The 18,524-nt window shown below is 69.8% G+C and carries 15 protein-coding genes; 4 read left to right on the plus strand and 11 right to left on the minus strand.

The window, feature by feature from the left end:
* The first annotated feature begins 38 nt into the window (after positions 1-38).
* The 4 genes from OG568_RS06060 to OG568_RS06075 are packed head-to-tail and all read left to right on the plus strand — an operon-like array spanning position 39 to position 3,961.
* Positions 39-1,058 (plus strand): sugar ABC transporter substrate-binding protein, encoded by a 1,020-nt coding sequence (locus OG568_RS06060; RefSeq protein ID WP_329530617.1) that lies wholly within the window; start codon positions 39-41, stop codon positions 1,056-1,058.
* Positions 1,058-2,134, plus strand: a complete 1,077-nt coding sequence (locus tag OG568_RS06065; protein ID WP_266589037.1) for an ABC transporter permease — start codon at positions 1,058-1,060, stop codon at positions 2,132-2,134. The genes OG568_RS06060 and OG568_RS06065 overlap by 1 nt, the downstream gene beginning before the upstream one ends.
* Positions 2,135-2,142: 8 nt before the next feature.
* Positions 2,143-3,057 carry an ATP-binding cassette domain-containing protein gene (locus OG568_RS06070; protein WP_329530618.1) on the plus strand — a complete coding sequence of 305 codons (915 nt, stop codon included), beginning with the start codon at positions 2,143-2,145 and terminating at the stop codon, positions 3,055-3,057.
* 1 nt (position 3,058) lies between these two features.
* A complete protein-coding gene (locus OG568_RS06075) occupies positions 3,059-3,961 on the plus strand; it encodes a sugar phosphate isomerase/epimerase family protein (protein WP_266425418.1) in 903 nt (300 codons plus the stop codon).
* A 63-nt stretch (positions 3,962-4,024) separates the two neighbouring features.
* Here OG568_RS06075 and OG568_RS06080 read toward each other — a convergent pair whose 3' ends face one another.
* The 11 genes from OG568_RS06080 to OG568_RS06130 form a co-directional block, all read right to left on the minus strand.
* Complete coding sequence (locus tag OG568_RS06080; protein ID WP_329530619.1) at positions 4,025-5,464, minus strand: aldehyde dehydrogenase family protein; 1,440 nt, start codon at positions 5,462-5,464, stop codon at positions 4,025-4,027.
* 2 nt (positions 5,465-5,466) lie between these two features.
* Positions 5,467-7,170, minus strand: coding sequence for a thiamine pyrophosphate-binding protein (locus tag OG568_RS06085; RefSeq protein WP_329530620.1), 1,704 nt, complete (start codon positions 7,168-7,170; stop codon positions 5,467-5,469).
* A complete protein-coding gene (locus tag OG568_RS06090; RefSeq protein ID WP_329530621.1) occupies positions 7,167-8,093 on the minus strand; it encodes an SDR family NAD(P)-dependent oxidoreductase in 927 nt (308 codons plus the stop codon). The genes OG568_RS06085 and OG568_RS06090 overlap by 4 nt, the downstream gene beginning before the upstream one ends.
* A 43-nt stretch (positions 8,094-8,136) precedes the next feature.
* Complete coding sequence (locus OG568_RS06095; protein ID WP_329530622.1) at positions 8,137-9,963, minus strand: flavin-containing monooxygenase; 1,827 nt, start codon at positions 9,961-9,963, stop codon at positions 8,137-8,139.
* Positions 9,964-10,026: 63 nt separating this feature from the next.
* Complete coding sequence (locus OG568_RS06100; protein ID WP_329530623.1) at positions 10,027-11,382, minus strand: aromatic ring-hydroxylating oxygenase subunit alpha; 1,356 nt, start codon at positions 11,380-11,382, stop codon at positions 10,027-10,029.
* 18 nt (positions 11,383-11,400) lie between these two features.
* The gene (locus tag OG568_RS06105) at positions 11,401-12,246 is read right to left on the minus strand and encodes an SDR family NAD(P)-dependent oxidoreductase (RefSeq protein WP_329530624.1); all 846 of its coding nucleotides are present in this window, start codon (positions 12,244-12,246) and stop codon (positions 11,401-11,403) included.
* The gene (locus OG568_RS06110; RefSeq protein ID WP_329530625.1) at positions 12,243-13,853 is read right to left on the minus strand and encodes an SMP-30/gluconolactonase/LRE family protein; all 1,611 of its coding nucleotides are present in this window, start codon (positions 13,851-13,853) and stop codon (positions 12,243-12,245) included. Before OG568_RS06110 ends, OG568_RS06105 begins: the two co-directional genes overlap by 4 nt.
* Before the next feature lie 105 nt (positions 13,854-13,958).
* Positions 13,959-15,074, minus strand: coding sequence for an acyl-CoA dehydrogenase family protein (locus OG568_RS06115; RefSeq protein ID WP_329530626.1), 1,116 nt, complete (start codon positions 15,072-15,074; stop codon positions 13,959-13,961).
* A complete protein-coding gene (locus OG568_RS06120) occupies positions 15,074-16,285 on the minus strand; it encodes an acyl-CoA dehydrogenase family protein (protein WP_329530627.1) in 1,212 nt (403 codons plus the stop codon). The genes OG568_RS06115 and OG568_RS06120 overlap by 1 nt, the downstream gene beginning before the upstream one ends.
* 46 nt (positions 16,286-16,331) lie before the next feature.
* Positions 16,332-17,294, minus strand: coding sequence for an acyl-CoA dehydrogenase family protein (locus OG568_RS06125; RefSeq protein ID WP_329530628.1), 963 nt, complete (start codon positions 17,292-17,294; stop codon positions 16,332-16,334).
* Positions 17,291-18,439 (minus strand): acyl-CoA dehydrogenase family protein, encoded by a 1,149-nt coding sequence (locus OG568_RS06130; protein ID WP_329530629.1) that lies wholly within the window; start codon positions 18,437-18,439, stop codon positions 17,291-17,293. Before OG568_RS06130 ends, OG568_RS06125 begins: the two co-directional genes overlap by 4 nt.
* Between the last annotated feature and the right edge of the window lie 85 nt (positions 18,440-18,524).

Here is an 18,524-nt window from a genome sequence, read left to right on the forward strand (position 1 = left end):
GTTCCCTTTCCCCTGTCGCACAGTGAGGTGCTGGAAAGATGGACCGCACGTTTCACCCCCGTACCCGCAGAATCGCCCCCCTCGTCGCGACCGCGGCAGTATCCATGCTGCTGATAGCCGGCTGTTCCAGCGGCTCCGGCGGAAAGAAGGCGGAGGAGAGCGGGGCGGCGGTGTCGGCCGGCAAGGCCAGCACTCCCCGCATGACCATCGCGCTGGTCACCCACCAGGCACCCGGCGACACGTTCTGGGACATCGTCCGCAAGGGCGCCGAGGCCGCGGCCGCCAAGGACAACGTCAAGCTGGTCTACTCCGCCGACCCGGTCGCGGGCAATCAGGCCAACCTGGTCCAGAACGCCGTCGACCAGAAGGTCGACGGCATCGCGATCACCCTCGCCAAGCCGGACGCCATGAAGGACGTCGTGAGCAAGGCGACCGCGGCCAAGATCCCCGTGGTCGGCCTCAACTCGGGTGTCAGCGACTGGAAGAAGCTGGGCCTGATGGAGTTCTTCGGGCAGGACGAGACGGTGGCGGGTGAGGCGCTCGGCAAGAGGCTGAACTCGGAAGGCGCGAAGACGGCCGTCTGTGTGATCCAGGAGCAGGGCAACATCGGACTCACCCAGCGCTGCGACGGCGTGAAGAAGACCTTCAGCGGTAAGACGGAGACCCTGTACGTCAACGGCACCGACATGCCGTCCGTGAAGTCGACGATCATCGCCAAGCTCAAGCAGGACAGCGCGATCGACTACGTCGTCGCCCTCGGCGCCCCGTACGCCCTGACCGCGGTGCAGTCGGTGGACGAAGCCGGCAGCAAGGCGAAGGTCGCCACGTTCGACCTCAACAAGCAACTGACCAGCGCCATCAGCAAGGGCACGATCCAGTTCGCGGTCGACCAGCAGCCCTACCTGCAGGGCTACTTGGCCGTCGACTCGCTGTGGCTCTACAAGACGAACGGCAACTACAGCGGCGGTGGCGAGCAGCCGATCCTGACGGGTCCGGCCTTCGTCGACAAGTCCAACGTCGACGCCGTCGCGCAGTTCGCCGCGAAGGGTACCCGGTGATGAGCATGGCCCAGCAGGCTGAGCCGGCGGTGACCACACCGCCGGCCTCCGGCCCCAAGGAGACCGACGGCCGGACCGCGCAGCGCTCTGTGACGCTGCGGCTGCTCGCCCGGCCCGAGGTGGGCGTCTTCCTCGGCGCCGTGGCCGTGTTCGTCTTCTTCCTGATCGCGGCGCCCTCGGTGCGCTCCGGCAGCTCGATGGCGACCGTGCTCTACCAGTCGTCGACCATCGGGATCATGGCGCTGCCCGTGGCCCTGCTGATGATCGGCGGCGAGTTCGACCTCTCGGCCGGCGTCGCGGTGATCACCTCGGCGCTCACCGCGAGCATGATCAGCTACCAACTGACCATGAACGTCTGGGTGGGCGTGATCGTCGCGCTCATCGTCTCGCTGGCGGTCGGCGCGTTCAACGGCTGGATGATGGTCAAGACCGGGCTACCGAGCTTCCTGGTCACGCTCGGCACCTTCCTGATCCTGCAAGGCGTCAACCTCGCCGTGACCAAGCTGGTCACCGGCAACGTCGCGACCGACGACATCAGCACCATGGACGGCTTCGACCAGGCGAAGAAGATCTTCGCGTCCTCGTTCGACGTCGGCGGCGTCGAGGTGAAGATCACCATCGTGTGGTGGCTGGTATTCGCCGCCATCGCCACCTGGGTCCTGCTGCGCACCAAGTACGGCAACTGGATCTTCGCCGTCGGCGGCAACCCGGACAGCGCCCGCGCGGTCGGCGTACCGGTCACCTTCACCAAGATCACGCTGTTCATGCTCGTCGGCTTCGGCGCCTGGTTCATCGGCATGCACCAGCTGTTCTCCTTCAACACCGTGCAGTCCGGCGAGGGCGTCGGCCAGGAGCTGATCTACATCGCCGCGGCCGTGATCGGCGGCTGTCTGCTCACCGGGGGCTACGGCTCCGCGATCGGCCCGGTCTTCGGCGCCTTCATGTTCGGCATGGTCAACCAGGGCATCGTCTACGCGGGCTGGAACCCCGACTGGTTCAAGGCCTTCCTCGGCGTGATGCTGCTCGGCGCCACGCTCATCAATCTGTGGGTCCGCCGCGCGGCGACCCGGAGGTGAAGCGACCCATGACAACCAACGGATCCGGACCCGCCGGCGCCATCCTCCCGGACGCCCCGCCCCAGGACGGCACCGCCCCGATCGTCGAACTGCGCGCCGCGGGCAAGGCCTACGGCAACATCCGCGCCCTGCACGGAGTCTCCCTCGCCGTCCACCCCGGCCAGGTGACCTGCGTCCTCGGCGACAACGGCGCCGGCAAGTCCACCCTCATCAAAATCATCTCCGGCCTGCACCAGCACACCGAGGGCGAGTTCCTCGTCGACGGCGCCCCGGTACGCTTCTCCACCCCCCGCGAAGCCCTCGACAAGGGCATCGCCACCGTCTACCAGGACCTCGCCACCGTCCCGCTCATGCCGGTGTGGCGCAACTTCTTCCTCGGCTCCGAGATGACCAAGGGCCCCTGGCCCATCCAGCGTCTCGACATCGACCGCATGAAGAAGACCGCCGACGAGGAACTGCGCAACATGGGCATCGTCCTCGACGACCTCGACCAGCCCATCGGCACCCTCTCCGGCGGCCAGCGCCAGTCCGTGGCCATCGCCCGCGCCGTCTACTTCGGCGCCCGCGTCCTCATCCTCGACGAACCCACCGCCGCCCTCGGCGTCAAGCAGTCCGGCGTCGTCCTCAAGTACATCGCCGCCGCCCGCGACCGCGGCCTCGGCGTCATCTTCATCACCCACAACCCCCACCACGCCTACATGGTCGGCGACCACTTCAGCGTGCTGCGCCTGGGCACCCTCGAACTCAGCGCCGCCCGCAGCGAGGTCAGCCTGGAAGAACTCACCAACCACATGGCCGGCGGCGCCGAACTCGCCGCGCTCAAGCACGAACTCGCCCAGGTCCGCGGCGTCGACGTCGACGAACTCCCCGAAGCGGAGGACCTCAAAGCACCCGTGACGGCCTCCCCCGAAGGGACCTCCTGACATGACCGCTCCCCTGGACCGGATCCGGGTCGGTTCCGCGCCGGACTCCTGGGGCGTCTGGTTCCCCGACGACCCCCAGCAGGTGCCCTGGGAACGCTTCCTGGACGAGGTGTCCGAGGCGGGCTACTCCTGGATCGAACTCGGCCCCTACGGCTATCTGCCGACCGACCCGGCCCGGCTCACCGCCGAGATCGACAAGCGCGACCTGAAGGTGTCGGCCGGTACGGTCTTCACCGGGCTGCACCGCGGCCCGTCCGTCTGGGACTCCACCTGGGAACACGTCAGCGAGGTCGCCGCGCTCACCCAGGCGATGGGCGCGCGGCATCTGGTGGTCATCCCCTCCTTCTGGCGGGACGACAAGACCGCCGAGATCATCGAGCCGCCGGAGCTGACCGCCGAGCAGTGGGCCCACCTGACCAAGGGCATGGAACGGCTGGGCCACGAGGTCAAGGAAGCGTACGGCCTCGACATCGTCGTCCACCCGCACGCGGACACGCACATCGACACCGAGGACCACGTCGAACGCTTCCTCGACTCCACCGACTCCGACCTCGTCAACCTGTGCCTGGACACCGGGCATTACGCCTACTGCGGCGGCGACAGCGTCAAGCTCATCGAGACGTACGGCGAGCGCATCGGCTATCTGCACCTCAAGCAGGTCGACCCGGCGATCCTCGCCGACGTCGTCAAGAACGAGGTGCCGTTCGGACCCGCCGTCCAGCGCGGTGTGATGTGCGAACCCCCGTCCGGCGTGCCGGAGTTGGAGCCGGTACTGGTGGCCGCCCAGCGTCTCGGGGTGGAGCTGTTCGCCATCGTCGAGCAGGACATGTACCCCTGCGAGCCGGACAAGCCGCTCCCGATCGCCGTACGCACCCGCAAGTTCCTGCGCTCCTGCGGCGCCTGACCCGTCCGGCACCCCCGCCCGCATCCGCCGGCACCCGGATGTCCGCTCCGTGAGGCGGCCTCGTCAGCCCGACGAGGCCGCCTCAGGCGCGTAGCCGAGAATTCCCTTGGTCTCCAGATAGTCGTGGAAGCCGAACTCGCCCCACTCCCGCCCGTTCCCGCTCTTCTTGTACCCGCCGAACGGACAGCCGAAGTCGAACGCGTCGTTGATCGCGACCCATCCCGCCCGGATGCGACGCGCCACGGCACGCGCCTTCTCCAGGTCCGCGCCCGCCACATAGCCGGCGAGGCCGTACTCCGTGTCGTTCGCGATCTCGACGGCGTGGTCGACGCTGTCGTAGCCGAGGATCGTCACCACCGGCCCGAAGATCTCCTCACGGGCGACGGTCATGTCGTTCGTGACGCGGGCGAAGACGGTGGGCTTCACGTAGTAGCCCTTCTCCAGCCCGTTCGGGCGTCCCGTGCCACCGGCCACCAGGGTGGCGCCCTCGTCGATGCCCTTCTGGATCAGCGCCTGGATCCTCTCGAACTGGGCCCCCGAGACCACCGGACCCATCGCGAAGTCGCCGTGGGGGTCGCCCACGGTGATCCCCGACGCGGTCTCCCGGGCGATGGCGATGGCTTCGTCCATCCGGGCGGCGGGGACGAGCAGGCGCGAGGGCGCGCTGCACGTCTGCCCGGAATTGCCCATCATGTTGGTCACGCCCTTGCCGACGTTCTCGGCGAAGGCCTCGTCGTCGAGGACGATGTTGGGGCTCTTGCCGCCCAGTTCCTGGGTCACCCTCTTGACCGTGGGCGCCGCGTTCCGCGCGATGTCGATACCCGCACGCGTCGAACCGGTGAAGGAGATCATGTCGACGTCCGCGTGGCCCGCGAGCGGCACCCCCACGCCGGGGCCGTCGCCCTGCACGAGGTTGAACACACCGGCCGGGACACCCGCGGCATCCAGGATCTCGGCGAAGATCTGCCCGGTGAAGGGGGACTTCTCCGAGGGCTTGAGCACCATGGTGCAGCCCGTCGCCAGCGCCGGGAACACCTTCACCGCTATCTGGTTCATGGGCCAGTTCCACGGTGTGATCAGACCGCAGACACCGATCGGCTCCTTCACGACCAGCGTGGCGCCGCGCCGCTCCTCGAACACGAAGTCCTTCAGCACCGCGATCACCGTGGTCAGATGCCCGGCTCCGAGGCCCACTTGGAAGCCGCCCGCGAGCGCGGCCGGCGCGCCCATTTCCTCGGTCAGCGCCGCGGCGAGGTCACCGGCCCGCTTCTGGTACACGTCGAGGACGTTCTGGAGCACCTCGACCCGCTCCTTGCCCGTGGTCGTGGACCAGTCGGGGAAGGCCCGCCGGGCCGCCGCGACCGCCCGGTCGACGTCGGCCGCCGAACCGAGGGCCACCTTGCCGCAGACCTCCTCGGTCGCGGGATTCACGACCTCGAAGGTCCCCGCCCCGGCCGGATCGGTCCACCGGCCGCCGATGTAGAACTTCGCATACTCCCGCATGATCACTGCGTCCCTTCCGCGTACCAGGTCCGGAACTCGTCGTAGCTCGGCATCTCTTCCGAATTCGCCTTGGGATCGACCGCGACGTGCACGACTCCCGGCCTGCCACTGGCGTAGGCGCGCTTGATGGCGGGGGCGATGTCCTCGTCGCGTTCGACGTACTCGCCGTGGCAGCCGAATCCTTCGGCGACCTTGTCCAGGCGCGTGCTCTTGCTCCAGTGCACGCCCGTCTCCAGCGACCCCTGGCCGAAGGTGCGCTTGTAGACGCCCACTTCGAGGCCCCAGGCGTAGTCGACGCCGACGACGCAGACGAGCGGCAGGTTCAGGCGTGCGGCCGTTTCCAGTTCGGCGATGTGGAACTGGAACGACGAGTCCCCGGTGATCAGCATCAGGGGCCGCTCGCCGCCCTCCGCCACCGAGGCGCCGATCGCGTACGGAAGTCCCGTCCCCAGGTGGCCGAAGTTCTGGTTCCACATCACGTCATGGGGCTTGGCCTGCGAATACGTCCAGCCGAAGATGGTCGTGGCGCCGCCGTCGCGGACCATGATGCCGTCCTTCGGGAACACCTTGGTCGCCTCGACGATCAGTCGTGCGGGATGAACGGGCGACATGCCGGAAGGGGCCGTCTCCGCGAGTTCCGCCAGTTGGGCCGCGTCCTGCTTGATCCAGCCCGCGAGCTCGGGGGAAGGCGTGCGCGGTGTGTCCTCGATCGCGTCGACGAGCTGCGGGACGACCGCCCGCAGGTCACCCACGAGCGGGACGTCGACCGAACGGTTCACGCCGACGGCCTGGGGATCCTGCTCGACGAGGATCCACCTGCGGTTCGCCTCGTTCGCGACCCAGTGCCGCCCGCGTCCGTAGTGGACCGGCTCGCCGAGTTCGGTCCCGATGGCCAGACACAGGTCGGACCTCACCACCGCGTCGATCGCCGCCGCCGAGAAGCCGTAGGGGAACGTACGGTCCTCGAGCCCCGCGATGTACGAAGTACCGCCCGACGTCTGGATGACGGGGCAGGCCATCGCCTCGGCGAGCGCCCTGACCGACTCCCCCGCACGGGAGGTGTGAACTCCGTGCCCCACGAGGAGAATCGGCTGCTTCGCCGCGCGGATGAACGCGACGGCCTCGGCGACCTTGTCCGGACCGGCGGTCTGGCCGACCAGGCGATAGGCCTCGGGCGGCAACGCCGGGGGTACGTCGAGGTCTTCCTGGATCACATGGGAGGGGTATTCGATGTAGACCGGGCCCGGTGTCCCCGACAGTGCCTTGCGCAGGCCCTCGCGGATGACCTCGTCGGTCTGGTCGGCGTACTCGATGCTGGCGCAATACTTGACCGAGGGTTCGAACAGGGCGGCCTGCTTGACGAACTGGATGCGTCCGCGGCGCACCCGTTGCTCCGTGATCCGTGCGCGCTGACCGCCGAGGAAGACGACCGGTGAGTTCTCGACCTTGGCGCACATCATGGCTCCGGCCAGGTTGGCGACCCCCGGGCCCAGCGTGCCGACGCACACCGCGGCCTTTCCGGTCATGCGCGAGACCGCCTCCGCCATGAAACCGGCGGACTCCTCATGGTGCGGGGCGACCACGTTCCACCCGCGTTCCTCCGCGAGGTGGAACATGTGGACGAAGTTCGGGTCGGGTATGCCGAAGAGGGTGTTGATGCCCTCGGCCTCGAAGAGTTCGAGAATGCGTGCGAAGACTTTTGTCACCGTGTTACCCCTTCACTGTGCCTGGCCATCGCGAAGCTGTTGCGGATGTGATCGACATGGGCCGAGGGGACGACCGGCAGGATCCAGGGGTCTTTCGTGTCGCGGATGGCGGCGAGCTCCTCGCCGACCTGCTCGATCGACCACGAGGGCCGGTACACGCCCGGGGTCTCGCCCACGAAGGCCCGCGCCACCCGGCCGGCGATCGACACCAGCATCTCCCCGGTGATCGAGCAGGACTCGTGGGCCAGCCAGCCGACGACCGGAGCCGTCAGCTCCGGTCCCATCGGCGGATAGGCCGAGGTGTCGATGCCCTCGGCCATCCTCGTCACGGCGCCGGGGACGACGACGTTGCACTTCACGCCCTCGGCGGCGCCCTCCAGGGCGACCACGTTGGACAGCCCGATCATCCCGGCCTTGGCCATGGCGTAGCCCGCGACGCGGTGGTTGCCGTACAGGCCGCCGATCGACGAGGTCAGTACCACGCGGCCGTAACCCGCCTCGCGCATCAGCGGGAACGCGGGCCGTACGACATGGAAGGCGCCCCGCAGATGGACGTCCAGGACGGCGTCGAAGTCCTCGTACGTCATCTCGGTCAGCGGCGCCGGACGGACGATGCCGGCGTTGTGGACGAGGACGTCGATCCGGCCGTAGTGGTCGAGCGCCGACTCGACGATCGCCCGGCCGCCCTCGGCCGTCGCCACGGACTCGGTGCACGCGACGGCCTCACCACCGGCCGCCGTGATCTCCCGGACCACCTCGTCCGCGGGACCGGTGTCGCCGCCGTCCCCGGTCAGGCTCCCGCCGGGGTCGTTGACGACGACCTTCGCTCCCTTCGAGCCGAGCAGCAGGGCGTAGGCGCGCCCCAGCCCCCGGCCGGCGCCGGTGATCACGGCTACGCGGTCGTCGAATCTGAGGTCGGGCATGAGGTGTTCCTCTCGCGGGGCACGCGGTGCGGGACGGGGCTCGTCAGTCGTTCAGGACGAGGCCGCGCAACTCGCCCGTGTCGCGCCATGCCTGGAGCAGGTCCTCCAGGGCGTAGAAGCCGGGCCAGTAGGGCTCGCCGAGGTGCGAGCGGATCTGCCGCTCGCCCTCGTTGTTGTAGTAGCCGGGCGTGCATTCCCGTCGGAAGTCGGTGTTGTCGACCGCGGTCTCCCGGACGGTCGCGCACCACTGGTCCTGCGCTTCCTCGGTGGGCTCCACGGTCGAGGCGCCGCGCGCCAGGGTCTCCTTGATGATGTAGGCGATGTGCTGGGCCTGTTGCTCGAACATCGCCGTCGTGCTGGCGGTCACGCCGCCCTGGAGGAAGCCGGTGAAGAACTGGTTGGGGAAGCCGTGGCTCATGACGCCGTGCAAGGTGCGGTAGCCCTTGGCCCAGTGGTCGTAGAGCGACAGCCCGGCGCGCCCGGTGAACGGCCCGATACCGAGGCGGCGGTCGAGGTCGGTGGTGATCTCGAAGCCGCTGGCGAAGATGATGCAGTCCACCTCGTGCTCGACGCCGTGGGCGACGATGCCCTTCTCGGTGATGCGTTCGACGCCCTTGGTGTCCGACACGTCGACGAGGGTGACGTTCGGGCGGTTGAAGGTGGGCAGGTACTCGTCGTTGAAGCAGGGCCGCTTGCACAGGAAGCGGTAGTAGGGCTTCAGCGCCTCGGCCGTCCTCTCGTCCTCGACGACGGCGTCGACGCGCTCGCGGAGCCGCTGCATCGCCCGGTAGTCCTGAAGCTCCCTCAACTCCATGAACTTCTCCGGGTCCGCCAGCGCGGCCCAGCCGTCGGTGGCGTCCAGATGCGCGGCCAGATTGCGGCTGACCTCGGTCCAGCCGTCGCAGACGAGGTCCGGCTGGCCCGGCGCGAAGGCCTCGAACGCCGCGGTGTGGAAGTTGCGTTGCCGCTCCTTCTGCCAGCCCGGCTCCAGGGTCTTCACCCATTCCGGGTCGGTCGGTACGTTGCCGCGCTCGTCGATGTACGAGGGCGTGCGCTGGAACACGTAGAGGTGCCGGGCGGAGCGGGCGAGGTGCGGGACCACCTGGATGCCGCTGGCTCCCGTGCCGATGACGGCGACCCGCTTGTCGGAGAGCTTGTCGAGCCCGCCGCTCATGTCGCCGCCGGTGTAGGCGTAGTCCCAGCGGGCCGTGTGGAAGGTGTGTCCTCGGAAGTCCGTGATGCCGGGGATTCCGGGGAGCTTCGGCCGGTTGAACGGGCCTTGGCACATGATGACGAAACGGGCGCGGATGTCGTCGCCCCGGTTGGTGCCGATCCGCCAGCGCAGACTCGACTCGTCCCACTCCATCGAGCGGATCAGGGTGCTGAAGATCGCGTGGTCGTAGAGCCCGAAGTGCTTCCCGATGCGCTGACAGTGCTCGAAGACCTCGTCCCCGAAGGAGTACTTCTGCTTCGGGATGTAGCCGACCTCTTCGAGCATCGGCAGATAGCAGTAGCAGTCCGTGTCGCACTGGATGCCCGGGTAGCGGTTCCAGTACCAGGCGCCGCCGAAGTCACCGCCGAGCTCGATGATCCGGAAGCCCGTGACGCCGGCCTGCTTGACCCGCGCCGCGGTGATCAGGCCCGAGAGTCCGCCGCCGAGGATCGCCACGTCGATGTCCTGCGAGACCGGGGGCCGGGGCACGACGGGCGTGTACGGGTCGGCCTCGTAGTACTCCTCGAACTCGCCCTCGGCTTCCAGGTACTGCTTCTGTCCCTCGCCGCGCAGGCGCTTGTCGCGCTCCAGCAGGTACTTCGCCCTGAGGGCCGCGTGGTCTGTCTCAGGCGTCTGGGTCGGTGCGCATTTCGGCATGCGGAGTCCTCGGCTCGGGCGGTCACTCGGGTCGTTCGTCCCCGGGGCATACGGGGGCGGGATTCAGGCGAGGTCGCGGGGCTCGCCGGTACCCATGTAGGTGGCCAGGTTGTGGTGCAGGTTCACGATGCTGCGCTCGCGGTACGGGTTGGGCTTCGGGCCCGAGAAGCCGCGGGCCTTCATGCCCTTCTGGACGGCGGCCATGTTGGTGAAGTCCTGCGGCAGGACCGTGCGCCAGTCCGGGTCGTCCTCCGGCGTGTACACCCACTCGGTCACCGGCTCCTCGCCGGGCGGGTACAGCTCGTAGACGGCGACCTCGAAGACGCACTTGTCGGGGTCGTAGCCATGCGGCCGGGCGCTGTAGCAGAGCATGTTGTTCAGCGCGTGCCCGATCTGGAAGTTCGGGAAGATCTGCCAGGCGGTGCCGCTCTTCGCGACGTGCGCGGGTTCCACGGTCGGCCAGTTCACACCGCGCTCGGCGTCGGTGCGCCGGGCCGTGTCCAGCCAGTGCCTGAGCACGTCGGCGGCCGTGGCGTCCTCCGGCACCTCCTCGACCAGCCGGTTCGCCGCGTCGACCAGGGTCTGGGTGGTGTTGGTGTTCGCGTTCGCCCAGGTGAAGTTCTGCAGCTCGGCCGTGGACTCGCGGGGGTCGGTGCCTCCGCCGATCCGCAGCTTCGCCTGGTTCTCGTCCAGGCCCTTGGGCGCGTCGTAGCCGATGTTGCTGTGCTTGCCCTGCGCCCTGGACCACCCGAGGAAACTGCCGAACTTCATGAACTCCGGGTGGGTGTACGGAACATGGTAGGTCTCCATGAACGCCTCGAGGGCGGTCTTCCAGTTGCAGTCGAAGACGAGCCAGCGACGCCACCGGTAGCGCATGTTCTCCAGCTGGAACGGGTCGAGCAGTCCTGCGGCGGGCTCCAGGTAGTCCCGCAGGGGCTCGCACTCCGGGTTCATGTTGATCCAGATCCAGCCGCCCCAGGTGTCGACCTCGACGTCGCTCAGGCCGGTGTTCCCCGCGGACAGCCCGCACGGCCAGTCCTCCCGTTCGGGCACATGGGTGCACCGGCCGTCCAGGTTGTACCGCCACCCGTGGAACCCGCAGACGAACTGCCTGCCGCGGCCACGGGCGTCCCGCTTGCCCGGCGGGGTGTCGAGGAGGCGGCGCCCCCGGTGCGAGCAGACGTTGTGGTAGGCGCGGAGTGTGTCCGGTGCCGTGCGTACGACGATGATCGAGTCGTCGAGGATCTCGTAGGTGAGGTAGTCACCGACGTCGGGGAGTTCCTCGACCCGCCCGACCTGTTGCCACACCTTGCTCCACAGCTTGTCCCGCTCGGCCCGGGCGTACTCCTGCGAGATGTACGCCTCCACGCCGATCGTCAGCGGCTGGGACAGGGCTTCGTTCTCGACGGTTTCGCTCATGACATTCTCCAGCCCGTGTCAGCGCGTTATGGCGGCTCGGAAGGACTCGTCCTTGAGGAAGAGGGAGGTGTTGTCGGCGGCCAGGTGGGTCCATTTGAGGTTGAGGCCGCCGTCCACCAGCAGGGTCTGACCGGTGATGTACGTCGACAGGTCGGACAGCAGGAAGAGGATGGCCCCCGCCTGTTCCTCGGGGCGGCCGCGTCGCCCCATGGCGATGGCGCGGCGGTCCCGCTCGGCGTCCTCGTCGACGTACGTCCCCGAGGCCGGGGTCTCGGTCACACCAGGCGCGATGGCGTTCACCCGGATGCCGTCCCCGGCCAGTTCGACGGCCATCGTGCGGGTGGCCGCCACCAGCGCGGCCTTGGCCGTGCCGTAACCGATGTGCAGGGGGGCCGAGTTCATGCCGCTGATGGAGGAGATCGAGACGATCGACCCCGGTCGGCCCTGTGACGTGAGCTCGGCGGCGACCGCCTGGCTCATGAAGAACATCGTCTCGAGATTCTGGGTGAACAGCGCGCGCCAGTCCGCCCGGGTCACCCGCGTCGAGGGCATCCAGGTCGAGGGGGCGGCGCCACCGGCGACGTTCACGAGGCCGTGCAGGTCGCCGGCGGTCCGGCCGACCTCCTTCATCACGAGCGCGATGCCCTCGTCGGTGGAGGCGTCGGCCGCGACCGGCACGACCGCGAGGCCCTCCGCCGCCAGCGGCGCGACATGCTTCTCGAGGTTCTCCGGGGAGCGGCTCACCGCGATGACGGTCGCCCCGGCTCGGGCGACCATGCGCGTCACCGAGGTGCCGATGCCCCCGCCCGCCGCGCCGCTGACGATGACGACGCGTCCGTCGAGGCCCAGGAAGTCCTGCGTCATCGTGCGGTTCCTCCTGTCTCGCGCAGGGCGAGCACGCTGCCGTCGGCGTCGGCGGAGACGTAGAGCGTGCCGTCCGCTCCGGCGGCGATGCCGGCGAAGGGGCCCTGGGGCCCGGAGAACGGCGGCAGTCCCCGCAGCGGCTTGGGGGTCACGCCGGGCGGGGCGCCCACCGGCAGGTCACGGGCGAGGGTGCGGCGGGCCTTGCTCTCGAGATCGACGCCGATCACCGCCTTGGCACCGGCGTCGACGACGTAGAGCCGTCCGCCGCGCACCAGGATCCCCTGGGGTCTCTCCAGGCCGTCCACCACCGTGTCCACGCCGGCACCGGTGATCGCGACGATCCGTCCGGCGCCCGACTCGGAGACGAGGCAACTGCCGTCGGGTCCGAACGCCACACCGAGCGGCTGGTTCAGGCCGGACGCCAGTTCCTCGACCTGGCCGGACCGGATGGACAGCACACGGCCGGTGCCGAACTCCGCTGTCACCACGGCCCCGTTGGGAGCGACCACCACGCCGTAGAGCTGGTCGAGGTCCTGGGCCAGTACCTCGCTCTCCCTGTGCGCGGGCGAGTAGCGCGCGACCTGGCCGCCCGAGGTGGTGACGACGAACTCGCCCCCGCCGACGGAGGTCACCCCGCGGACGAACCCCGGATAGCCGGGGGTGAAGAGCATTCCGAGTGTCCGCGGCTCGCCGCCGGGGCGCAGGGCGTAGAAGAAGGTCCCGTCGGCGACGTAGAGCGTGCCGTCGTCTCCCACGGTCAGATCCAGCGGCCAGTTGAGGCCGCCCGGCAGCGTCGTCCGGGTCTCTCCGCCGCTCAGGATCTCCGTGATCTCGCCGGTGAAGTTCGAGACGAACAGCCGGTCGCCCACGAAGGTGCAGTTGTCGAGACCGGGATCGAGGGCGGCCAGAACGGTGCGCTCGCCACTGCGGGGATCGATGCGCAGCACCTCGCCGCTCGCCACCTGGGTGGAGACGATGTAGCCCTCGGAGTCGAACTTCACGGAGTCGGGGACGCCCAGGTCGCCCACGACCCGTTCGGGCTCGCCGCCGTCCGGATGGATCCGCCAGATGTCGTTGGTGCCCATCACCGGGTAGTAGAGGAGGCCGTCGAGGCCGACCTCCATGGCGTTGGGCATCGCCACGTTCTCGAGCATCACGCGGGGTGCGCCGCCGTTCGGATCGAGCTCCAACAGCCGCCCGCCGACGCGGCATTCGCCGATGAACAGGCGGCCCTGGTGCACCGTGATGCCGTTCGCGCTGGGAAGGTCGTCGCGCAGGACACGCGTACGGCCGTCGGCGCCGCGCACGCTCACCCGGCCGTCCATGACCTCGGTGGCGTAGAGGTCGCCCTGCGGGCCGAAGGCCACGTCGTCCGGCGCGATGATGTCGCCGCCCTTGGCGCTGATGGTCTCCAGGCTGCCCGTCCCGACGTCGATCGCGCTGATCTGACTGCCAGTCACCTGCGCCACGTAGACGCGGCCGTCCGGACCGGTGCGCAGACCGTTGGCGCCGAACAGACGGCTGGGCGGGGTGAGTCGTTCCAGACTCCACCCCTCGGCGAGGCTGGTCGATGTGGCGCTGGTATAGCGCGCCCCTGGCAGCAACATGGGGACTCCCGGAAACCTCGTCGTTGAGGTGAATGAGCTTCTCGATTGAGAGAATCTCACTCTCATTTCAATCTAGCGTTTGTTAGGGGTGCGGGCAATGGAACGTCACAGGTACCGACCGGCCAGCCGTCGACGGTGGGCGGCCGGTGAGCCGAACAGCGAGCGGTTGAGTGTGGCGCGCTTGAAATAGAGATGGATTCCGCTCTCCCACGTGTAGCCCATGCCGCCGTGCAGTTGCATCGCGTCGCCGACGACGTCGACCGCGGCGGCGCAGACGTACGACTTCGCCATCGAGGCCGCGACTCCCGCCTCGACGCGCTCCTCAGCGCGCTCCTCGCCGCTCAGGCGTACGGCCTCGGACACCAGGTGCCGGGAGACCGAGAGCCGCACCAGCATGTCCGCGCAGGTGTGTTTCACGGCCTGGAAGGATCCGACCGGCCGCCCGAACTGCTCACGGCCACGGGTGTGTGCGACCGTCGCTTCCAGCATGGCCTCGGCGAGACCGAGGCTGTCGCAGGCCGTCGCGACGGCCGCGCGGTCGAGCAACCGGGCGACGGCGCCCCTCGGGTCGCCGTCGAAGCGCAGTACGCACCCCTCGTCCAGGGCCACCGCTTCGGCACGCACCAGAGCGAACCGGCGGGTGGCGTCCAGGACCGGCTGCCCGGTCACCGTCAGTCCCTTGGCCCCCGGGGCGAGGAGGACGACGACCGGTGTGCCGGCCGGGTCGAGCGCCAGAAGCAGCAGTCGGTCGGCCTCGGCGGCGTCGGGCACGAAGCCCGCGTGACCGCTCAGCCGCGGTCCTGCCCGGGAATCCTCGATCCGGAAGGGCACATCCCTGTCGTCGAAGGTGCCGGCGACCAGGTTGTCGTCGGTGGCGTCCACCAGGGCGGCGGTCAGGGCCTCCGTCCCGTTCGCCGTCCGGCGCAGCAACGCGTCCCGTTCGGCGGTGGGTTGGAGCGCGATCAGTGTCCCGGCGGCCAGCACGGTCACCCCGAAGTACCCGGTGCGGGCGGCCGCCCGGCCGAGCTCCTCCAGTACCACCGCCGTCTCCGCGAAGGTCACGCCCGCGCCGTCCAGCCCCTCGGGGACCTCCAGACCGAGCCACCCGGCCTCGGCCAGCCGCCGCCGGGGCACCCCTTCGGACGCCCGCCCTTTCGCGAGCAACTCGCGGACGACCGCGCGCAGTTCGTCACGCACGTCGGTCTCCGGCGCGGCGGCCATCAGTTGCCCACCGGCTCTCGGGGCAGTCCGAGACCGCGCTCGCCGATGATGGTGCGCTGGATCTCGCTCGTCCCGCCCGGGATGGTCCACTCCCACGAGCCGAGGAAGTCGAGCAGCCAGGCGCCGGACTCCCAGCCGCTGGAGGCGGGCTTCTCCAGCACCGTGTGCCCGGCCGGTCCCGCGATCTCGACGCCGAAGTCCATCGTGCGCTGGAGCAGTTCGCTGTAGTAGAGCTTGACGACGGAGGCGTCGGCCGGGCCCACGGTGCCGACGGCGTGCCGCTCCACCAGATCCCGGCACAGCGCCCGCAGACCGGTGATCTCGGTCTCCAGAGCCGCCAACCAGTCGGCCACGCATGGGTCGTCGAGGGGCCGGCGCCCGTGCGGACCGGTCCTTTCGCACGCCTCCACCAGCCACCGGAACCCGGCGTTGCCCAAGCGCTCGGCCAGTTCCAGCATCGTCGTACCGCGTTCGGCGCCCAGCGTCCGCTGTGCGACGCGCCACCCGTCGTTCACGGGCCCGACCAGGTTGGCCGCGGGCACGAAGACGTCATCGAGGAAGATCTCGCAGAAGTGGGCGCCGCCGGTGGCCTGGCGGATCGGCCGTACGTCGATGCCCGGGCTGCGCATGTCCAGCAGGAAGTACGAGATGCCGTGCCGCTTCGGGGCGTGCGGGTCGGTCCGCGCGAGCAGCAGGCACCAGTCGGCGTGCAGCGCGCCGCTCGCCCACAGCTTCTGGCCGTTCACGAGGTAGCCCTCGCCCTGCTCGCGGGCGGTCGTGCGCAGGGCGGCGAGATCGGACCCGGCCTCGGGCTCGGAGAAGCCCTGGACCCAGATCTCACCGTCCAGGATCGCCGGGAGGTGGCGTCTGCGCTGCGCGTCGCTGCCCGCGACGAGCAGCGTGGAGGCGGCGTGGTGGATCGCGACGAAGGCCAGGACCAGTCGGGGTGCGTCCCGCGCGGCCAACTCCTGGTGGATCACGACCTGGTGGGCGACCGGCATCCCGCCGCCCCACTCCCGCGGCCAGTGCGGGACGGCCAGACCGGCCCCCCGCAGCCGCTGGAACCACTCCCTCTGGAACCGGACGAACTCCGCCTCCGGCACGCCGGTCTGGTGCCGCCGCCACTGCGCCGGCACATGTTCTCGACACCACTCCCGCACGGCGACACGAAACTCACCGAGGTCGTCCGGCCAGGTCAACCGGTGCGCCATGGTCACCGCCCCTTCCGGAGCACCGCGAGCAGCCGCTGGTCGTACGTCACCATGTCGGCCGCCCGTGTGGGTCGTCGACGTCGTCGAACAGCCCGGTCAGGCCCCGCCGGTCCACCAGCCGGGCCAGTTGGTCACGGGTTGCGGACAGACCGAGCGGCAGTCGGCGTACCGGCTGGCTGTACCGCGACAGCCAGGACAGGAACGCCTCGTCGCAGAACCCGGTGGCCCCCTGCAGTTGATGGGCGACGCGGAACACGGTCTGGGCCGCCTCCAGCGCCGCCAGTCGCAGTGCGAGCGCGTCGGCGAGCGCGTCGGCGGGGCTGTCCCGCAGGCTCCACAGCGCGTACCTGGCCAGCATCTCGACGCCGGCACGATCGACTTCGGCGTCGGTGAGCTGGAACTGGACCGCCTGGAAGGCCGACAACGGCCGGCCGAACTGGGTGCGGACGACCACGTGCGCGCGGGTGAGGTCGATCGCCCGGTCGAGCATCCCGAGCAGCGTCCAGCACGGCAGGACCAGTCCGAGCGCGGCGTCCGCCGCCCCGTCGCCGTCGATCCGCGTCAGGTCGAGGTCGGCGACGAAGGCCGAGTGGCGGGGCGGTGAGCTCCCCGGCAGGGCGAGGGCATGGCTGCGCTCGCCGTCCAGTGTCACGGCCACCCAGCGCAGGTCGAGGTCGGCCACCGCACCGGCGGGGGCGGTGTCGGCGACGACGAGCAGTGCGTCGGCGTCGAGGCCGACGGGCCGGGAGAGGCGCTCGGCCACCGGGTAGGCCAGGGCCCAGTGGCCGGCGGCCCTGCAGACCACGGCCGCCGCCTCCAACTCGTCGGCGCCGGCCCGTACGTCCAGCTCCCAGGCACCGAGCTCGGCCAGGACCGGCGCCACGAGCTTCTCGCGACGGCCCGGTTCCTCCTCGGCCTGCTGTACGAGCCGGTCGCCACCGGCCGCCTCCAGGGCCCGCAGCACCTGGCGGCCGTACTCGGTCGCCTCCCTGCTCAGGTCGATGTTCACGAGGCCGCCAGCAGGGCCCGGGCCAGCAGGATGCGCTGCATCTCGATACTTCCCGACGCGACGGTGGACGCCTGCGCGTACCGCCAGTGGTCCTGCGCCGCGCGCCGGAAGCGGCGCCCGTCCGCGTCGGCGAGCCGACCGTGCCCGACGATCTCCATGAGCACCTCGGCGCTGTCCTGGTCGAGTGTGGTGACCGCGATCCGGTAGGCGGCGGTGTCGGCCGGACTGACCCTTCCTTCGAGTTGGAGCGACAGCACGCGGTACGCCAGCAGCCGGGCCCGCCGGCAGTGCACCAGCGTCCCCGCCCATCGACCCCTCAACTCCCCCGGCAGGGTGTCCCATTGGTCACCGAGGGCCGACGGGGCGGACTGTAGGAGGCGCTCACAGCGTGCGTACCGGGCGATGCCCACCCGCTCGAACGCGAGCACTTCCCGTACGACCTTCCAGCCGTCGTCCACGGTGCCCAGGACGTCGGCCGGGCCGACCCGGACCTCGTCGAGGAAGACCTCGTTGAGGTGGTGCGGGCCGATCATGGACCGGATGGGCCGGACCTCGATGCCCGCCCGCTCCATCGGCACGAGGAAGATCGTCAGCCCCTGCTGCTTCCTGGCCCCCCGCGAGGTGCGGGTGAGCAGGAAGCACCACTGGGCCATGGTGGCGTAGGAGGTCCAGATCTTCTGGCCGGAGACCTGCCAGCCGTCCCCGTCCGGGCGGGCCGCCGTACGCAGGGACGCCAGGTCGGATCCGGCGTCCGGCTCGCTGAAGCCCTGGCACCAGATCACCTCACCGCGGGCGATCGGGGGCAGGTGTCGGCGCTGCTGTTCGGGGGTGCCGTGCCGCATGATCGCGGGCCCCACCCAGTTGACGCCCATGTACTGCGCTCCCCGGGGTTCGTGGTGCGCCCACATCTCCTCGCGGACGACGGTCTGCTCCCACACCGAGGCGCCCCGGCCGCCGAACTCCTCGGGCCAGGCCAGGCACAGCAGTCCCCGGTCGGCCAGCAGCCGGCAGAAGCGCTGGGCGACCTCCAGATCGGCCGGGTCCTCGGTGAACGCACCCAAGAAGTCGGCCGGGACGTGCTCGCGCACCATGCCGCGCAGCTGCGCCCGCAGCGCGGTGGCGCTCTCCCCCATCCTGAAGTCCATGACGCCCACGGTATTTCAATCCTTGTAATGATTGCTAGCCTTGAGAACGAACAAGACGGCAGCCTCCCGGCCGGTTGACGCTGTC

It is taken from the genome of Streptomyces sp. NBC_01450, assembly GCF_036227505.1.
Lineage (GTDB): Bacteria > Actinomycetota > Actinomycetes > Streptomycetales > Streptomycetaceae > Streptomyces.

Coding starts and splice junctions, on each gene's coding strand:
- OG568_RS06060 (WP_329530617.1), top strand. CDS start 39: ATGGACCGCACGTTTCACCCCCGTACCCGCAGAATCGCCCCCCTCGTC.
- OG568_RS06065 (WP_266589037.1), top strand. CDS start 1,058: ATGAGCATGGCCCAGCAGGCTGAGCCGGCGGTGACCACACCGCCGGCC.
- OG568_RS06070 (WP_329530618.1), top strand. CDS start 2,143: ATGACAACCAACGGATCCGGACCCGCCGGCGCCATCCTCCCGGACGCC.
- OG568_RS06075 (WP_266425418.1), top strand. CDS start 3,059: ATGACCGCTCCCCTGGACCGGATCCGGGTCGGTTCCGCGCCGGACTCC.
- OG568_RS06080 (WP_329530619.1), bottom strand. CDS start 5,464: ATGCGGGAGTATGCGAAGTTCTACATCGGCGGCCGGTGGACCGATCCG.
- OG568_RS06090 (WP_329530621.1), bottom strand. CDS start 8,093: ATGCCCGACCTCAGATTCGACGACCGCGTAGCCGTGATCACCGGCGCC.
- OG568_RS06095 (WP_329530622.1), bottom strand. CDS start 9,963: ATGCCGAAATGCGCACCGACCCAGACGCCTGAGACAGACCACGCGGCC.
- OG568_RS06100 (WP_329530623.1), bottom strand. CDS start 11,382: ATGAGCGAAACCGTCGAGAACGAAGCCCTGTCCCAGCCGCTGACGATC.
- OG568_RS06105 (WP_329530624.1), bottom strand. CDS start 12,246: ATGACGCAGGACTTCCTGGGCCTCGACGGACGCGTCGTCATCGTCAGC.
- OG568_RS06110 (WP_329530625.1), bottom strand. CDS start 13,853: ATGTTGCTGCCAGGGGCGCGCTATACCAGCGCCACATCGACCAGCCTC.
- OG568_RS06115 (WP_329530626.1), bottom strand. CDS start 15,074: ATGGCCGCCGCGCCGGAGACCGACGTGCGTGACGAACTGCGCGCGGTC.
- OG568_RS06120 (WP_329530627.1), bottom strand. CDS start 16,285: ATGGCGCACCGGTTGACCTGGCCGGACGACCTCGGTGAGTTTCGTGTC.
- OG568_RS06130 (WP_329530629.1), bottom strand. CDS start 18,439: ATGGACTTCAGGATGGGGGAGAGCGCCACCGCGCTGCGGGCGCAGCTG.